This is a genomic window from Flavobacterium sp. Arc3, assembly GCF_041431375.1.
Lineage (GTDB): Bacteria > Bacteroidota > Bacteroidia > Flavobacteriales > Flavobacteriaceae > Flavobacterium.
Genome location: NZ_JASMRI010000014.1, coordinates 109,719 through 127,552, shown reverse-complemented (window position 1 = coordinate 127,552; position 17,834 = coordinate 109,719). Strand labels below are relative to the sequence as shown.

14 protein-coding genes are annotated in these 17,834 nt (G+C 31.5%); 10 read left to right on the top strand and 4 right to left on the bottom strand.

Annotated features, from left to right (window positions below; all coding sequences use genetic code 11):
• From QO200_RS11965 to QO200_RS11955, 3 genes are all read right to left on the bottom strand, one after another.
• On the bottom strand, positions 1 to 755 hold a 755-nt coding region (locus QO200_RS11965), incomplete at its 3' end, for a hypothetical protein (protein WP_371540445.1).
• Positions 756 to 763: 8 nt separating this feature from the next.
• Positions 764 to 1,324: a hypothetical protein gene (locus QO200_RS11960; protein WP_371540443.1), complete on the bottom strand. Its 561-nt coding sequence runs from the start codon at positions 1,322 to 1,324 to the stop codon at positions 764 to 766.
• 66 nt (positions 1,325 to 1,390) lie between these two features.
• The gene (locus QO200_RS11955; protein ID WP_371540440.1) at positions 1,391 to 1,870 is read right to left on the bottom strand and encodes a T9SS type A sorting domain-containing protein; all 480 of its coding nucleotides are present in this window, start codon (positions 1,868 to 1,870) and stop codon (positions 1,391 to 1,393) included.
• A 755-nt stretch (positions 1,871 to 2,625) separates the two neighbouring features.
• Between QO200_RS11955 and QO200_RS11950 the strand changes: the two genes are divergently transcribed.
• Positions 2,626 to 3,531 (top strand): helix-turn-helix domain-containing protein, encoded by a 906-nt coding sequence (locus tag QO200_RS11950; RefSeq protein WP_371540437.1) that lies wholly within the window; start codon positions 2,626 to 2,628, stop codon positions 3,529 to 3,531.
• A gap of 58 nt (positions 3,532 to 3,589) precedes the next feature.
• Here the strand turns inward: QO200_RS11950 and ccsA are convergent, their stop codons facing one another.
• Positions 3,590 to 6,781, bottom strand: coding sequence for a cytochrome c biogenesis protein CcsA (ccsA, locus tag QO200_RS11945; protein WP_371540434.1), 3,192 nt, complete (start codon positions 6,779 to 6,781; stop codon positions 3,590 to 3,592).
• Between the two features lie 757 nt (positions 6,782 to 7,538).
• Between ccsA and QO200_RS11940 the strand changes: the two genes are divergently transcribed.
• The 9 genes from QO200_RS11940 to QO200_RS11900 all read left to right on the top strand — a co-directional run bounded on the left by QO200_RS11940 (position 7,539) and on the right by QO200_RS11900 (position 17,718).
• On the top strand, positions 7,539 to 9,611 hold the full coding sequence (locus QO200_RS11940) for a hypothetical protein (RefSeq protein WP_371540432.1): 2,073 nt from the start codon (positions 7,539 to 7,541) through the stop codon (positions 9,609 to 9,611).
• A gap of 349 nt (positions 9,612 to 9,960) precedes the next feature.
• On the top strand, positions 9,961 to 10,740 hold the full coding sequence (locus tag QO200_RS11935) for a peptidase MA family metallohydrolase (RefSeq protein WP_371540428.1): 780 nt from the start codon (positions 9,961 to 9,963) through the stop codon (positions 10,738 to 10,740).
• A 332-nt stretch (positions 10,741 to 11,072) separates the two neighbouring features.
• On the top strand, positions 11,073 to 11,846 hold the full coding sequence (locus QO200_RS11930) for a Rossmann-like and DUF2520 domain-containing protein (protein ID WP_371540425.1): 774 nt from the start codon (positions 11,073 to 11,075) through the stop codon (positions 11,844 to 11,846).
• Positions 11,830 to 12,357, top strand: a complete 528-nt coding sequence (locus QO200_RS11925; RefSeq protein ID WP_371540424.1) for a KdsC family phosphatase — start codon at positions 11,830 to 11,832, stop codon at positions 12,355 to 12,357. The genes QO200_RS11930 and QO200_RS11925 overlap by 17 nt, the downstream gene beginning before the upstream one ends.
• A 61-nt stretch (positions 12,358 to 12,418) precedes the next feature.
• Positions 12,419 to 13,345, top strand: a complete 927-nt coding sequence (locus QO200_RS11920; protein ID WP_371540422.1) for a geranylgeranylglycerol-phosphate geranylgeranyltransferase — start codon at positions 12,419 to 12,421, stop codon at positions 13,343 to 13,345.
• Positions 13,338 to 13,922 (top strand): Maf-like protein, encoded by a 585-nt coding sequence (locus QO200_RS11915; RefSeq protein WP_371540420.1) that lies wholly within the window; start codon positions 13,338 to 13,340, stop codon positions 13,920 to 13,922. The genes QO200_RS11920 and QO200_RS11915 overlap by 8 nt, the downstream gene beginning before the upstream one ends.
• Positions 13,923 to 13,933: 11 nt before the next feature.
• A complete protein-coding gene (locus tag QO200_RS11910; RefSeq protein WP_371540418.1) occupies positions 13,934 to 14,464 on the top strand; it encodes a mechanosensitive ion channel domain-containing protein in 531 nt (176 codons plus the stop codon).
• A 139-nt stretch (positions 14,465 to 14,603) separates the two neighbouring features.
• Entirely contained in the window at positions 14,604 to 15,785 is a 1,182-nt protein-coding gene (locus tag QO200_RS11905) for an AI-2E family transporter (protein WP_371540414.1), read from the top strand.
• Positions 15,786 to 16,092: 307 nt separating this feature from the next.
• Positions 16,093 to 17,718, top strand: coding sequence for a hypothetical protein (locus QO200_RS11900; RefSeq protein WP_371540411.1), 1,626 nt, complete (start codon positions 16,093 to 16,095; stop codon positions 17,716 to 17,718).
• Positions 17,719 to 17,834: the final 116 nt, after the last annotated feature.

Here is a 17,834-nt window from a genome sequence, read left to right as displayed (position 1 = left end):
TTTGCATTAGCTGTTTCAGCTGTTATTGCTCTTAAAACTTCTGTCCCTAATGCGGTTGAACTAGTACTTGAGCTAGCGTCAACATAAGTTTTTATCGATTTTACACTTGCATATTTTGTGTCCGATGCGCCATCTGTAGTAACATTGATACTCTTATTTGCTAAATTTTCTTTTAAATTTAGTTCAGCTTGTGTAGCTATGCTAACCGGTTTATTAACATCTGATGTATTATTTACATTATCTAAACCTAAGTTAATTTTTGCTCCCAAAACTGTTATTGCATTTGTACCTCCATTTTCAATTGCTACAACACCCGTAACATTTTCTGCATTTAAAGCCGAAAAAGCCAACGGAACATAACTAAAAGGCTGATTGCTAATCTCAGTGTAGCTAGAACAATTACCTTCTGTATTAATTCCTACAACTAAATTTTTATTTAAAGAATTCCAAACTATAGATTTAAATGAGTCTGCATATCCAGCAGTTTGTCTTCCAGTTCCAATTACCAAATTGACCATTCCATATTCATCCGTTTTAGTTTGAATAACTTCTTGATATTCTACATTTGAATATTCGTCAATGAATTTAAAAACCATGCAAATATCTTTACTAACTAAAAAAGCATTTGAATTATTTACTCCTGGTAATTGTTCTCCAGTTGGCTTTAAAATTACAGCTTGGTACGTTATCCCATTTGTTTGCGCAAAATTTTTGGCACATAAAAAAAGGAAAATAAGTAGAATTATTTTTTTCATAATTTGATTTAATTAATTGGAAAATGAACACCCAATTGCAATTGATGAGTGATAAAGGATAATTTTTCTTCTGTAGATTTGGAAATATTTGTAGTTTGACCAAAGTTATAGCCAATACTTAAAAAACCAAAAGAAGGAACTCGATACTTGACCTGAAAGCCGATAGAAGCTTCTAATACTATTCCTGAAAACTCTTTCTGGTGCACTAAATCATAATTAATACCGTCAATTTTTTGTTTTCCATAAATTATAGATTCCCCTAAAATTCCTGCGTGTACTAAAAAATCTAGATTATGATCTGGATCATCACCCATAGGAAAAAAAGAATACGCTAATCCTCCTTTTATACCTAAATATTTAGTATCCCAACTATAAGCATTAGCAACATTCCCCCCTACTGCATTATATTCATTTAGAGAAAGTCCAAAAGAATAAAGAAAATGCTCTTTTATTAATGGTTTAATTAAACCAATCTCATAAAAATTACCTGATCCACTTTGAAGATTAGGATTTGATTGTCCAAAAGAATTTTTATAATCATACTTTGTAAAATTCTTTCCCGTATTCAAATAAATTTCCTGTGAAAATAATTGACAGGATGCAATTAAAATAAAAATATAGTAGGTAGTTTTTCATCATTGTTTAATAATTTTAGTGTAATAAGTAAGATTGGTCGTTTTTAACTGTACTAAGTATTCTGAATTTGGTAATAAAGCCAAATCAATAGTCAGAATATTGTCGACTGATTTTTTATTTTGTTGGAATATCAAACGTCCCACTATATCAAAGACATAAATAGATATAGTCTCTGTGACAGGTTGCGAAAATTGAAAATTGACAAATTCAGTAAATGGATTAGGATAGGTTATCGTCTTGAGACCATCGATTTCCTCCTTTTTATTAGAAGCAATATATTTACCCCAAACACTTTGTTGAAAACCCTGCAACATAACAAAATTAGTACTGGAAGTACCCGTTAAACTTTGCTGACCTATAGTTTGACTAATTATTAAACCATTAGGGGTTTTTGTTGACATTCCTTGAGAAGAAAGCATATGGTGATGTAATACTTGACCATGAAAAGTGATACTAAAAAATAAAAGTAAATACTTCATATAATTATTTATTTAACAAATAAAGTACCCATTTCGTGCACTTCGTCGGGTAAATATATTCTTTTATCGATAAATTAAAAAATATGATCTTTACTTTTCTGATTTATCATACTTTATGTAATAAATAAGTAACTGTTTTTAGGTTTTTAGTAACTATTTTATCGAATCAAAATGCGATACTAAAACAATAAACCGTGTTTTTTGAAAGACTAACTTCAAAAAGTCCCGGTTAAATTAAATTGATAGCACTAACTAAACTAATATTTACATAGTCATCATTTTTTTAATATTTTTAATTTATATTCTTTTTTTTTTATAAAAAAACATCTCTATTTTAGCCTAACCATTAAAATTAACAATTCTACTAAGCTGCTTAAAAGGGAAAAATTCAAGTTGTAGAACTTACTGATTTTAATGATCTATTTATGTAGTATAATCTAATCAAATACGATCACCTTACATATTTTTCTATATATTGCACAAAAATCATCTTTTTTATGTTTCTACACTTTCTTCTAATAATAATTGGTTTATTAGGATTTTTAACCGTCTTACTTGTTTTGACAAAATATAAAACGAATAAAATGATTAATATCTATTTAATTATCATTTTCACTCTCGTTTCTATCCGTTACATAATACATGGACTAAATTGTTCAATTCATTTTAAAAATTTAAATGATTTAATTATCAATTACAACCGTTTTTTTATAATACTAATTCCATGCATATATTTGTATTTTAAAAACTTGATCTTGGAAAGAAAATATTTTGCACTCCAAGATTTCAAACATTTTATTATACCGATTATATACTTTTTAATAATTGTAACAATCAATACTACTGGTAATTTCCTTTCAATAAATTGGAAATTAAATTTAATTGCACTTTTCTCCATATACGCTTTTACGTATTGGTACTTAGGCTATATTATGCTGGTTAAAGAGTTTTGGTTAAAAAAAAATAAACGTAGCGTTCTAAATAAACAAAATAGATTAATTAAAAATTGGACTTTTTATCTACTAACTTTATCTACATTAAGTATCATACGGGTTTTAATATCAATTTATTTGAAATTCTTTGATGAAAATACGGTTTCTGACGAAAAGCTTATTTGGATATCAAGCCTTTTCTGGATGTTCCTATTCCTTAAAGCCTTAATTTCTCCTGAAATTCTATATGGTTATGATGTGCTAAATGATATCCTAAAAAAAGAGCAAACATACAAATTAGAGCTAGATAACATTTGGAATATAGATTCTAAAAAAGAATCAAATAATATTCAGGATAGTATACTAAAACCTCAGATTGACATAAACATACATGAATATATAAGTAAAATAGAACAAAAAGCCTTAAATCCTGAATCATTTAGAGACTTTAAATTTTCAATATCTGATCTTGCAAAAAAAATAAAAATTCCAACTAGTCATCTAAATTACATCTTTAAATATCATTCTAAAATTCCTTTTTCAGATTATAAAAAAACGGTTAGAATACGTCATTCTATCGATCTTATTCAATCTGGTTACTTAGAAGCAAATACATTAGAGTCTCTGTCAAAAGAAGTTGGATTTGCGTCTTACAATCCATTCTTCACCAGTTTTAAATATGTTAGTGGACAATCACCAAAAGAATATATAGACAGCTTAAAAGAATAAAAAAAGGCCCAACTTTTCAGTTGAACCTTTACTATTTTTTGAAATAAACTAATTACTCTTATTTCTTATAATACTTTTTATATTTTGGATACGTAATAGCACCTATAAAAGATATTGTTCCTAAAGAATACCATATCCAACTTAATGAATGTGCTTCTCCACTGGCATACGAGTGTAATCCTACCAAGTGGAAATTTACACCATAATAAGTGAACAAAATAGACACAAAAGCAAACATACTCATTAGATTAAAAATCCACTTTCCTCTTAAAGCAGGAACAAATCGAGCGTGAATCACAAATGCATAGACCATAATACTAATCAATGCCCAAGTTTCTTTTGGATCCCATCCCCAGTAACGTCCCCAACTTTCATTAGCCCATTGCCCTCCAAGGAAATTCCCAATGGTTAACATAATAAGTCCTATCGTCAATGCCATTTCATTGATATAAGTAATCTCTTGAATATTCAAATCCATTTTGGCCTTATTTTTTTCATTGGTAAAAAAGATCAACAATAAAGAAACAAAACCTAAAATCATTCCCAATGCAAACGGTCCATAACTCGCTACAATGACAGCAACGTGGATCATTAACCAATACGAATTTAGAACCGGTTGTAAATTAGCAATCTCAGGGTCAATCCAATTCATATAAGCCGCAGATAAAATCATAGCCGTTACAAACGCAGCCGAAGCTACAGTTAACTTCGATTTGATATCAAACGCTAAACCGAAAAACATCGTTGCCCAAGCCACATAAACAATGGCTTCATACGCATTACTCCATGGGGCATGTCCAGATATATACCAACGTGCTATTAATGTAAATGTATGTAACGCAAACAATACCGCAATTAATACATGCATCGAATTTACTAAAACACGCAATAATTTCGTTTCTTTAAAAATTTGCACAATAGTAAAAATCAACATCAAAATAGATGCAAAAACGTAAGCGAAAGGTAATTTTTGAAGTAAATCATACTTGTTGTACAAAATCTCCATTGAAATTTTGTCTTCACTAGGTCTTACTTTGGCTCCGAATTTCTTTTGGAAACCATTGATACTTTCTACTAAATCATCGGCGTTTTTATAATCCCCAGTTTGAGAAGCATTATTTAATGATCCAAAATACAACGGCAAAACACTTTTTGTATAGGTAGAATCCATTCCTTTTAATCCTGCTTCACCTAATTCTAAAGATGAAACCCATTTATTATTAGCGTCATTAGGAATTGGAAAAATCTTTAAAATTCTTCCACTTAACGCTGATTCCATTAAGTTTACTTTCTTATCTGTTTCAATAAAGTCTTTTTCAAACTGATTCGGATTAGCTGCTTTATAAGCGTCGTCTAAATAAGGTGATAATTTATAATTCCCTTTTTCATCAAAAAACGCAATAAATGGAGCCGTTTCCGCTTTTACGTCTACTCCTATTAATTTTCGAATACTATCATTTCCGCTTCTTAGATAAATTAATGGAATTTCAATCCAGAATTGTGCATATTGAGACATGGATAAAAATACCTGATCAGAATTCATCCCTTTGTACTCATTAGCATGACTCACTTTCCTCAATAATTCAGATGAGAAGGTATTGATTGGTTTCATTCTTCCTCCTGCATCCTGAATAATAAGTCTTCCAAATTTTGCAGCATGCTCTTCTTTAACTTTGAACTTGTTCAGTAAGGAATCCAACTGTTTTTCAGTAGGTGCAACTCTGGTGTGATTCCCATTTTCAATGTGATCAGCATGGTCCCCATTCTCATCATGCTCGTGATTGTGCGTCTGAGCAAAACCGCTCATACTTATCATTAAAACTAAAATAGTAATCAATTTTGATTTTTTATTTTTAACCACATCTAATTTTCGTTTCAAATCAGCAAAGCGAGAGTGTTTTGTAAACATAATAGACATCATTGCAAAAAATAACATAAAATAACCGGCGTACGTAATCGCTGTTCCCCAAAAATCGTGATTTACAGATAAGACTGTTCCCTTTTCATCTGGATCAAATGAAGATTGAAAGAAACGATATCCTTTGTAATCCAAAACATTATTCATAAAAATCCTAGCATCAAATACCTCTGTAGAATCCTGAACTGTCACTTTACTTTCAAAAGAAGAGTAACTTTTTTCTGTTCCTGGGTATTTTGTAGCGATAAAATCATTCAGTTTTATCTTGAAAGGCAAAACGTAAGCTTTACTACCGTAGAAAAAAGTATAATCTAAATTTCCAATTTTTACCGTTTGAAAATCTCCTACTCTACCCTTAGAACCCACAACAGTCACTTCTTTTTCCTGTCCCTCTGCTTTTACTTTTAGTACCAAAGCATCGGTATGATTTTTTGCCTTAAAATCATTACTAGACTCATAAGCAATTACGCCTTTTACAGCAGGATCTGGAAAAACAAATCTTTTTTCTCCTATACTATATAATGAACGCATCATTAAAGGCTGCACAATATCTTTAGTAACCGCACCTTCTAATTTATCGGCCATTCTCATGAAGTTCCCTTCAAATGGTGTTTGTATTGTATATTCTTTCCCACTCGTATTGATGTTAATCGCACCCTCAGTCGGTTTATTTAAAGCAAATAAAACATTGTGAATATTTTGAACTTCTCCTTCTTTTAGAAAATGTTCTTCACGTCCGCCATCCCCTGCTTCCACAAGCTTGAAATATAAAACTCCGCTAGGATCGGCTTTTACATATTCCTTAGCACCCATGATAAAATTTTCATATTCTACTTCAAATGAAGTGTCTGCAAACTTATCAGAGATTGAAAAATTGTTATTAGTAACCGGCGAAAGTAATAATGGCTTTTCAAAAACCCTACGTTTCATTTCCCCTTTGTATTCCCCATCGATAAAAACGGTTAGGAATGTTTTGTCTGAATAAAACTGATTTTCAGCAGCGCCTTCACGTATTGGCATCATCCCTTCATAACTAATATAACGAGTTACAAATGCGCCCAAAAGAATAAAAATAAATGACAAATGAAGTAATAAAGTAGCCCATTTTTCCTTTTTTAATAGTTGGTAACGCTTAATATTCCCTATGAAATTGATCATAAAAAAAACCATTATCGCTTCAAACCACCAAGAATTATAAATTAAAATGCGAGCTGTATCCGTGTTGTATTTACTTTCGATGAAAGTTCCTACTCCCATTGCTATTGCGAAAGAGAGGAAAAGAAGTGCCATTAATCGTGTAGAAAACAAAAATGAAAATATTTTTTTATCCATTTGTAAGGAATTACGTTTTTATAAAAGTGCGACAAAAGTACTTAAAATTGTTGACTTCTATCTTCCCACAGTTGTTAATTTAATCCAAAATTAAGGGTTTAAAATCCCTAAAATAGGGCTACTCCACTTTGTCTAGATACGCTCTTTTTCGGAAAACTATCAGTCCAGACGCTTCAGGAGAGACAACTGCGGTAGTCAGCTTCTATCCCTCACGTAAAATCAACTAACAATGATGTATGGTTTTTAGATTTAGGGCTATTTACGATCCTGTTTTTATAAAGTCGTACAATAGAAAAATTACGATGTTTTACACAACGACTTTTTTTGTTTTACTCTCGTCATCCAATAACCTGCCATTTGTAAAGTATCGTAAAGTTATTGACCACTTTACAGAAGGAAGTAAGTGCTTTAGTAATATTTTTACACAAAACAATGCGATATTACTTTCATAAAATAAATAACTACCATTTAATGTTAAAACCTTTAATGAGTCTTAAAGAAAATGTCCTGTTTACTAAAAAAACTAAATACAAATATTGATTATCAGTATTTTACATTTTAACTTGTAGAAATTAAAAACAATACTATTCATATAAAAACGGCGGATATCTTAAGTTGAACTTCTCTAATTTAATATAAAGCCGTTCTTTGCAAAGTTTAATATTAGAACAAACACTATATTTGGAGGTTCAAATGATCACGAAAACATTCCTAGTAAAGAACTTCATTCTGATGAACGTTATAAATTAAAACACCTATGACAAATAATATACTTATTGAAAATCAATATAAAAGAAGCAGTATATTTGAAAAAGAAAATGTGAATTATCTAGTTCGCGTCTTAAAAAGATTTAATACAGTACCCAAAATAAACAACATAAATATTATTACCTCTACTACTGAGCCTAATATATTTAAAATTGTACCAAACAAATCGATTATAATTGGTTCGATATTATTGAGTAAACCTGTTTTAGCTTTAGTTTATTTAAGATATGGTATTGAATGGCAACTTTGGTATAAAGCTTTGAATAATGAAAAACAGGATACTGTTTTATGTGATATCGCAGCGCTTGAAGTGACTCGTATATTTTACCAATTGTTACCTAAAAATGATAAAGAAAAATTAGAAAATCTTGATTATTTGTTAATTGATTTGATTAAAAATAATAATGTTTTAAATACAGAATCATTATTAAAATATGAAAAACTTCAACCTTTTCATGGCTTGAATACTACTAACAAAGTATTTAAAGAATCATGGAAGCCAATTGTTGAAAATCTAGCAAAACCAACAGAGTATTTATTAATGTCAGGTGGTGATCTTAGATTGAATATTGACGAAATTGATTTATTAAATAAATATGGTTGCCGACCATTTCCTAGACCAGATGCCTTTACTTTTGCCTCATCTACAGGAACAAGTGTCTCTAATTTTGCGTTTGATAAAACAGATAAAGTTAGAAGTATTTTAATTAGAAACAGTCTTACAAATGGTTTTAAAAACACGACTACCGAGTTTTCTGAACTACTAAAAAATAACCTCAGAAAAATATTTAAATTAAATGAGGAATGTGAAATAATTTTTTCGCCCTCAGGAACTGATTCTTCACTTCAAATAGCAGCTATAACTCAAATTATGTCAGAAAAAGACATTACGCATATTTTAGTAGCTTCTGATGAAACTGGCAGCGGTATACCTGCGGCATTAAAAGGATGTCATTTTGAAAACACAACCGCTTTAAATTACCCTATTAAGAAAGGTGATAAAATTGAAGGATTTAGAGATGTTGATTTGATTAAAATTACTTTCAGAGATGAAAATGGTGCGTTAAAATCATCCAGTCAATTAGACGAGGAGGTCTATAATGCTATTTCTAAAACCAATGAATTGGGCAGACACGTAGTACTGCATACTATGGATCAATCGAAATTGGGATATCAATCGCCTACTGACGCATTAATTCAAAAATTGAATACAATCGATGCCCTATCAATGCAGATCATTGTAGACGGTTCTCAACTTAGATTAGACCCTAAAGACATACAAAATTATTTAAATAAAGGATATATTGTTACTGTGACAGGAAGTAAATACTTTACTGGGCCTCCTTACTCAGGGGCATTACTTCTACCAGAAAATGTTAGTAAGTCAATTCATTCTGCAAAAAATAAGTTGCCAAAAGGTTTAACCCAGTATTATAATCATTCTGATTGGCCAACTTCTTGGTCTTGTTCAAATGAGTTATCTGATGGATATAACTATGGTTCTTATATGCGCTGGAACGCTGCCATAGTTGAAATGGACCGATACTATAAAACACCCGTTTTATATAGGAATATGGGTATTGAGATGTTCTGTAATTTTATTGACGATTCAATAAAAGAAGCCACTTTTTTAGAACCCATTTATGGTGATGAAACAAAAGCGAATAGTTATAATAGTCAAGAATTCGGAATAAGAAATATCCGTACCATTTTCCCTTTCTTTATCCTTAAAGACAATAAAGTCTTATCGGTTGATAATGTAAAAAAGCTCTATACATTACTAAATTCAGATATATCTGATCAGTTTGAAGATTCTCCACTAGAAATTATTAGGCTTGCTGCCCAAAAGTGCCATATAGGACAAGCCGTTAATGTAAAATATACCACTGATATTGAAAGTGCTGTTTTAAGAATTAGTTTGGGCGCAAGAGTTATTTCTGAAAGCTGGGTTAACAGAGATATTAGTCTGTTTTTTAGAAATATAGAAACACAAATGAATCAAATTACTGTAATCATAAAGAAAATAGAATTGATCCTCAGCAATCCCGAATTGTTGAAATAAATAAATTAAGATACCGAATTATCTGGGCGTGCCACCGTCCCAAAAAAAGGGCTATTATACTTTGTCTCCATACGCCCTTTTTCGGGAAGCTGTCGGGTCATCCGCGCTACTGCGGTAGCCAGCTTCTACCCCTCACGCAAAACCGACTAAAAGTAACATCTTGTTTTTACAATTAAACATATTTGTACTATTTTTTTTATAGATTAGCAAAATGACAAAAAGTTACTTTATGGTATAAAGCCAACCTTTTTGGTTGTAATGGAGTAGTTTTATGGTAATAGTATACAAGTAAGCAACTATTTATCCGAAGACAATAAACAAAAGGACGGTAAATCAAATACTAAAATAAATGAAAAAAATATTTTCTATATCACTAATTTTAATCCTCTCTTACAATATAAATGGACAAAATAGAGAATGGAAAAAGGTTATTAGAGAACACAAAACTATTGAAAATATAACTTATTTTTTCGATTCTAACGTTCCAATTAAAGAGAGAAAATCTGATATAGCACTATCCCAAAAATCCATAAAAGAAGACTTGGAATTAATCAATGAAAAAGAGTATAAAAAAGTTATTGAAATAGAATTTTTGGCTTCAAGAAAAGAAATGCTTAAGTACTCAGGATATGGCGCACAAGGTTTAGCTGTTTTTGAAAGAGATATCGTATTTATGATACATAAAAATGAAAATTCTCCAATTAAACATGAAATGATGCATATGATAAGTATGGATAAATGGGGAGATACAGCAGAAAGTTCACATTGGATGAACGAAGGTTTAGCAACATATGCAGGTGGAACTTGTAGTAAATATAGTTTGGAAGAAATATATAAATACTTTATTCAGAGTGAAAAACTGATTCCTATGAATACAATAGCGAATGATTTTTATTCTGCTAACGATATGATTACGTATACACAAAGTGCTTTTCTTGTCAAATATTTAATTGATAATTACGGCTTTGAAAAATTATCTAAACTTTGGGTAGAAGGCTATAACAACTTTAATAAAATATACGGGTTTGAATTTGAGGAAATGCAAAGTAAAATAGAATCTGAATTAAAGATAAAATACCCTAAAAATATTGAATTTGATTGGGAGGAATTTAATAAAGGCTGTATATAAACGGTCTCTAACAGCTAAGGATTCTTTGGGCTTGCAAAGTCAACACCCGAGCAATTACGAACGGACGAAATAATGAAGCCTTTGTTGACCCGAACCGCTCCACTTTTAAAAGAATACGCTGATTTACACCCAACGCTAGCGTAGCATTTTCTTCACTAAAAAAACCTTCATAGTACAATACAACTTACAGTTAAACACCCACTATTTTCTTTGCCGTTTTAAAACTACGCACATTTATATGCCCTTTCATAATGCATTACAAGACTTTATGCTTAAAATCTTCTCTGCCTTTATTTACCATACTACTTCATTTTTTTTCCTAATTTTGTCACATGGTTAAAGTTATTATTATAGGCTCGGGAAATGTAGCACAACATTTAATTGCTGCTTTTCAAAACTCCAAGAATACAGGAGATGAAATTGAATTAGTTCAAGTGTTTTCTAGAAAAGCGAACACACTGGCAAACGTATTAGACGCTAGTCTCATCACAACAGATATAGCTAATTTATTAGAGGCCGATCTATACATCATTGCGGTCTCAGATGATGCCATTGGAGCTGTTGCTGCACAATTAGCTTTTAAAAACCGATTGGTGGTGCACACCTCTGGTAGCGTAGGTTTAGATGTTATAAACGACAACAACCGAAGAGGGGTCTTCTACCCGCTCCAAACTTTTACTAAAAACAAGGCAGTAGATTTCAAGGCAATCCCTATTTGCTTAGAAAGTGAGAACTCAACTGATTTTCGATTATTGGAGAAGGTAGCAAAAGTAATTTCTAATAAAGTATTTGCTATCAACTCTGAACAACGCAAGGCATTACACGTAGCGGCAGTTTTCGTAAATAACTTTACGAATCATTTATACACCATTGGAAATGAAATTTGTCTGGAGAATCAAGTTCCTTTCGATATTTTAAAACCTTTAATTCTGGAAACAGCACAAAAAATAATGACCATTTCGCCTAAAGATGCTCAGACTGGGCCGGCAAAACGAAATGATTTAAAGACAATTGAAGCACATCAATTATTTTTATCTGACGAAAATCAAACAACCATTTATAAAATCATAACACAATCTATACAAGATCATGGCAAAAAATTATAAGGAATTAATGAATGACATCACCACTTTTATTTTTGATGTTGATGGCGTACTTACAGACAGCTCAGTATTTGTAACCACTGAAGGAGAAATTCTTAGAACAATGAATATCCGTGACGGCTATGCCATGAAAGCGGCTGTAGAAAGCGGCTATAATGTTTGTGTTATTTCGGGTGGAAGTAATGAAGGAGTTCGCGTACGATTGCGCAATCTGGGAGTTACAGATATCCATTTGGGTACACCAGACAAAGTAGAAACGTTTAAAGAATATACTGAATTGTATAATATAAATCCAGAGCAAGTTTTATATATGGGAGATGACATTCCTGATTATCATGTGATGAAATTAGTAGGTTTACCAACATGCCCGCAGGACGCTACTCCAGAAATAAAAACAATTTGTACTTACATTTCACATATAAATGGTGGTAAAGGAGCTGCTCGTGATGTTATCGAGCAGGTTATGAAGGTACAAGGAAAATGGATGTCTTATTTTGACGGGAAACTTGATTAATAGAAACAACCAAAATTGAAGTTCCAAATTCCAAAACTTTCTAAAAGACCGTAAATCAAGTATGAAATACCTGAAAATCATTAGATACCAAAACTTATTGATGCTTGCTTTTATGCAATTGCTCTTTAGGTACGGTTTTTTGAAATTGCAAAATATACCTCTGGCATTAAGCGATTGGCAATATGGATTATTGGTACTAAGTACCGTTTTAATCGCGGCAGCCGGTTATGTTATCAATAACATTTTTGATCAGGATACAGATCTAGATAATAAACCGCATCAGGTCATCATTGGTAAAAGTATTTCTGAATCTAGAGCCTATAACATTTACGCCGCGCTTAATATCAGTGGAGTTGCAATAGGTTTTTATTTGTCTAACGTAATTGTTAAGCCCTCCTTTGCAACTATTTTTATTTTGATCGCTGCCAGCCTTTACATCTACGCAACGAGTTTAAAGCAAATGATGATATTAGGCAATATTATTGTAGCGCTACTAGTAGCCTTTAGCGTTGTGATTATTGGTGTTTTTGACTTATATCCTGCGATTGACGCAGCGAATCAGCTTGCAATGGCCAACTTGTTTTCTATACTTTTAGATTACGCCTTATTTGCATTTATAATTAATTTTATTCGGGAAATAGTCAAGGATTTAGAAGACATACAAGGAGACAACAACCAAGGAATGAAAACCCTAGCCATAGTTCTAGGAATAGAAAAAACAACAAAAGTAGTTTTTGTATTAGCCGTGCTATCAATAATCACGCTCTTCGTTTATACTAAAACGTATCTCGTGGCTAACGATTTATTTATTGCCACACTTTATGGCCTTTTATTTGTTTTAGCCCCCCTTATTTTCTTTACTATCAAAATTTGGACAGCTAAAACTAAAGAAGAATTTCATACCTTGAGTACCCTACTAAAATGGATTTTATTTTTCGGAATTCTATCTATAGTGATCATCACCTTAAATATAAAATACAATGCTTAAAGATAAATTAAAACAATACAAATTGATTCTGGCATCTGGTTCTCCCAGGAGACAGCAATTCTTTAAAGACCTAGAATTGGATTTTGAAATTCGATTAAAAGAAATCGAAGAAATATATCCACCACATCTAAAAAGAGAAGAAATAACAAATTATTTGGCCAACTTAAAAGCCAGTGCTTTTGAAGGTGGATTGCAGGAAAATGAAATACTTGTTACAAGCGATACCATTGTTTGGCATAACAACAAAGCTTTAGGGAAACCAACCGACAAAGAGGATGCTTTTGCTATTTTAAAGTCACTGTCTAACGCTACTCACGAAGTAATTACATCTGTTTGTTTTAAAACTAATTCAAAGACAGAGCTACTATACGAGGTAACAAAAGTTACTTTCAACGAACTCAGTGATGATGCAATTAATTATTACATTGAGAATTTTAAACCTTTTGATAAAGCCGGAGCTTACGGAATACAGGAATGGATTGGTTTCATAGGTGTATCAAAAATTGAAGGTTCTTATGCTAATGTGATGGGAATGCCTGTAGACAAGGTTTACGAATATTTAAGTAACTTAGCTTAAAACAGAAAAACATGTCTTTTTTTAACGATTTTACCAAAGAAATAGTTGCGAGTGGGATTCTAATACTACTTGTTTTTACCTTGCGAATAATCATTTCAAAACTAGTCAGACGTTTTGCAAAGATGACCCATATTATAGAGCATCGCACTAATTTAGTTGTAAAATACCTGCATATACTGGTCAATATTCTGGCAATAATTGCTTTGATACTAATCTGGGGAGTTCAACCTAAAGATATTATCATTGCTATTTCCTCCATCACCACGGTGGTTGGTGTAGCGATGTTTGCTCAATGGTCTATTTTGAGTAATATTACTTCAGGTATTATTCTGTTTTTTAACTTTCCCTTTAAAATAGGAGATGTAATCAGAATCCATGATAAAGATTTCCCCATCGTCGCTGAAATTGAAGATATAAAAGCATTCCATGTTTCTTTAAAAACGAAAGAAGGCGAAATGATTATTTACCCAAATAACTTACTTTTCCAAAAAGGTATTTCCATAATGAAACATCATTTTGATGATAAAGACTTTATTGAGTAGATATATTCTAAAGTTAAGGGCTACAAGTAGCAATTATATAACAAATAATAAAAAAACTATAACCTAAAATTATAGTAAAATTTTCATATTTGTTTCTTAAAGAATTAATACTTTACATTAGAATTTCAATCCCAGAAATATGAGCAATACTATCAAATACCCCTTTTACATTAGGCTAGCCTTTTCATTAATTAGTTTAATAAGTATTACGTATATTTTCTTCATTGGAAAAGGAGTCATAATCCCCATATTAATGGCTTTTTTGTTTGCTGTTTTACTATTGCCTATAGTTCATTTCTTGAGTGATAAAATCCGAATCCCACATGTACTTGCCGTATCTTTAACAGTCCTCTTTTTTGTATTAGTCATAATTGCAATCCTTGCATTCATTTCGTACCAAGTTAGTGACATTGCCAGTGATTTTGCCCGCATAAAAAAGAATATCAACCTTTTTATTACAGACATTCAAAGCTTCATACGTACCTATTTTCATGTAAGTGTATGGGAGCAAAAAAAATATATTGCTAATGTAACACAGGATTCTGTAAAAAAAGGCACGGAAACAATTGGGACAACTTTGATATCTGTTACTGATACTATAGTTGATATGACTTTAATACCTATATACACTTTCTTGATTCTTTTATACAGAACACATTTTATTTTATTTTTTGCAAAATTGGTCAAAAAGCAACACCATCAAAAGTTACAAGAAATATTGTCACAAATAAAAGTAGCTATAAACAGCTATATTGTTGGCTTAATTATCGAAATGGTAGTAGTATCAGTTCTAACTAGTATTGGTCTTTATTTCATAGGAGTAGAATATTTCATTCTACTGGGAATTATAACAGGAATTCTAAACCTAATTCCGTACATAGGTATTTTAATTGCTGGTGCAGTTACTATATTATCTTCATTGACAGGAACACCTGAATTATCAGTTATGGTAGGTGTAATCGTTGTAAATGTAGTTGTACAAATCATTGATAATAATATCCTTGTTCCGATGATTATCAATACCAAGGTTGAGATAAATGCATTCGTTTCCATTGTGGGAATTATCATTGGTGGCGGTATTGCAGGTATTGCAGGTATGTTTTTAGCAATTCCATTACTAGCCATACTTAAAATAATATTTGATCGAATAGAATCTTTAGAACCATGGGGGTACCTGATGGGAGATAATTTACCCAAAACATTTATCTGGAGAAATAAAAAACCAGTGACTTCAGAAAAAGAATCGAACAAAAATCACGGACAAATTACAATTTCTGATGATGACATTTCAGAAACAATAACGGAATCGAATACTGATTAAAAAATCGAATACTAGTTCCATTCCTTTTCGACAATAAAACACCGTAGAAGTGCGTTATAGTAAACCAAAAAACATGTTGCGCTTTAATTCTTATTGTAAATATTTTTAAATGCAATCACAACAAAAAATAGTACTGCTTATTTTGATGTTTTTTTGCTGTCAAATTTCTTTTTCGCAAATTAAAAAAACGGAAAAAGACAGTACTGACGTGTACCAAAGCCTACAAACGTATTCCAAAAAAAATAAATTTACTAGATTTTTACACTCAGTAATTTTTGAACCCATCAATTCAAAAAAGAAGAAACAAGTGATTAAGCGACCTCAAAAAAAACGGTCTGTTGAAGGTAAAATAATCCGGAAAATCAATATCGTAACCTTAGATCCTTTTGGACATTCTGACCTTGACACCACTGTAAACCCTCATAATTGGGCCGAAAGAACAGGAAACAGAATACATCTTAAAAGCAAAAAAATAGCCATAAAAAACCTATTGCTTTTCAAAAAAAACACACCCTATGATGCTTTATTAATAAAAGAATCCGAGCGTATCATAAGGTTGCAAAAATTTGTAAACAGAGTCACAATCACTGTAGAAGAAGCTACTGTGCAGTCTGATTCTGTGGATATATCTATTCGGGTGTTAGATTCTTGGAGTACCGTCCCAAAAATTGCAGTTTCAGGCAATAAAACATCATTAGGTATTAATGAAAGAAACTTTTTTGGTATCGGTCATCAGTTGGACTACATATACACGCATCGAACCAGTGATGGAAAAAACGGTAATGATTTAGCTTACACCGTACCGAACCTCAGGAATACCTTTGTTAAAACACAATTTAAATACAAAAATGATCTGGACAACTATTATGCTAAAAGTATAGAAGTGGAACGCCCTTTCTATTCTCCATTGGCAAAATGGGCTGGCGGCATTTATTTAGATCAGCAATTTAGAAAAGATACTTTACAAGGAGCAGATTTAAGCTATGTAACACAAAATTTTAAATTTAGTTCCCATGATTTTTGGCTAGGAAAAGCATTTCAAATTCTTAAAGGAACTACAGTCATTGATCAAAGTACAAATCTAATTTTATCAGCACGATTTTTAAACATCAGTTATCTTGAAAGCCCAAGCATCGAATATGATCCTGCTAATTTCTTTTCGGGAGAACAATTGATTTTATCCGGAATAGGGATTAACACCCGTCAGTTTGTTAAAGATCAATATATTTTTAGAAATGGAATAACTGAAGACGTTCCCACTGGAAGGATTTACGGCCTAACATACGGCTATCAATATAAAAATTCCAAATGGAGGCCCTATTTAGGAGCTCAGGTATCTTTTGGAAAATACCATAAATGGGGATTTTTAAGCACTAATTTTGAAGCAGGAACTTTCTTTAGTGATTCAAAAACAGAGCAGACTACTTTTTCTTTTCAAGCCAACTATTTTACAAAACTGTTGACAATGGGAAATTGGAAATTAAGGCAATTTATCAAGCCGCAAATAATCATTGGAAATAATCGTCAGAATTCAGTAGGTGACCGATTGACGATTAATGAAAATTATGGAATTCAAGGCTTCAATAGCGCAATATATGGTACCCGTAAAATGTTAATGACTTTGCAAACGCAAGCCTATGCACCAAAAGATTTTGGAGGATTTAGAATGAATCCCTATTTTAATTATTCCATCGCCTTACTAGGAAATAAAGTGGGTGGAACAACAACAAGTAAAGCATACTCAAAAATTGGTATTGGTGTAATCATCAATAATGATTACTTAGTCTTTCGTTCCTTCCAATTATCACTTTCCTATTACCCTACAATCCCTTTCCAAGGAGATAATGTATTTACAACTAATGCTTTTCAAACATCAGATATAGGGTTACAGAATTTTGAATTAGCAAAACCCAAAACAGTTGAGTACAAATAATAAAATCTAATACACATTTAAAAGTAGAAAAATACGCAACCTTACAGCTGAGAATTCCTTAATAAAACTGTGAATTTTGTAAAAATAGTGATTAATTATACAATTCCAATTAACAA

Coding starts and splice junctions, on each gene's coding strand:
- QO200_RS11955 (WP_371540440.1), bottom strand. CDS start 1,870: ATGAAGTATTTACTTTTATTTTTTAGTATCACTTTTCATGGTCAAGTA.
- QO200_RS11910 (WP_371540418.1), top strand. CDS start 13,934: ATGTCTTTTTTTAACGATTTTACCAAAGAAATAGTTGCGAGTGGGATT.
- QO200_RS11940 (WP_371540432.1), top strand. CDS start 7,539: ATGACAAATAATATACTTATTGAAAATCAATATAAAAGAAGCAGTATA.
- QO200_RS11925 (WP_371540424.1), top strand. CDS start 11,830: ATGGCAAAAAATTATAAGGAATTAATGAATGACATCACCACTTTTATT.
- QO200_RS11915 (WP_371540420.1), top strand. CDS start 13,338: ATGCTTAAAGATAAATTAAAACAATACAAATTGATTCTGGCATCTGGT.
- QO200_RS11920 (WP_371540422.1), top strand. CDS start 12,419: ATGAAATACCTGAAAATCATTAGATACCAAAACTTATTGATGCTTGCT.
- ccsA (WP_371540434.1), bottom strand. CDS start 6,781: ATGGATAAAAAAATATTTTCATTTTTGTTTTCTACACGATTAATGGCA.
- QO200_RS11930 (WP_371540425.1), top strand. CDS start 11,073: ATGGTTAAAGTTATTATTATAGGCTCGGGAAATGTAGCACAACATTTA.
- QO200_RS11935 (WP_371540428.1), top strand. CDS start 9,961: ATGAAAAAAATATTTTCTATATCACTAATTTTAATCCTCTCTTACAAT.
- QO200_RS11905 (WP_371540414.1), top strand. CDS start 14,604: ATGAGCAATACTATCAAATACCCCTTTTACATTAGGCTAGCCTTTTCA.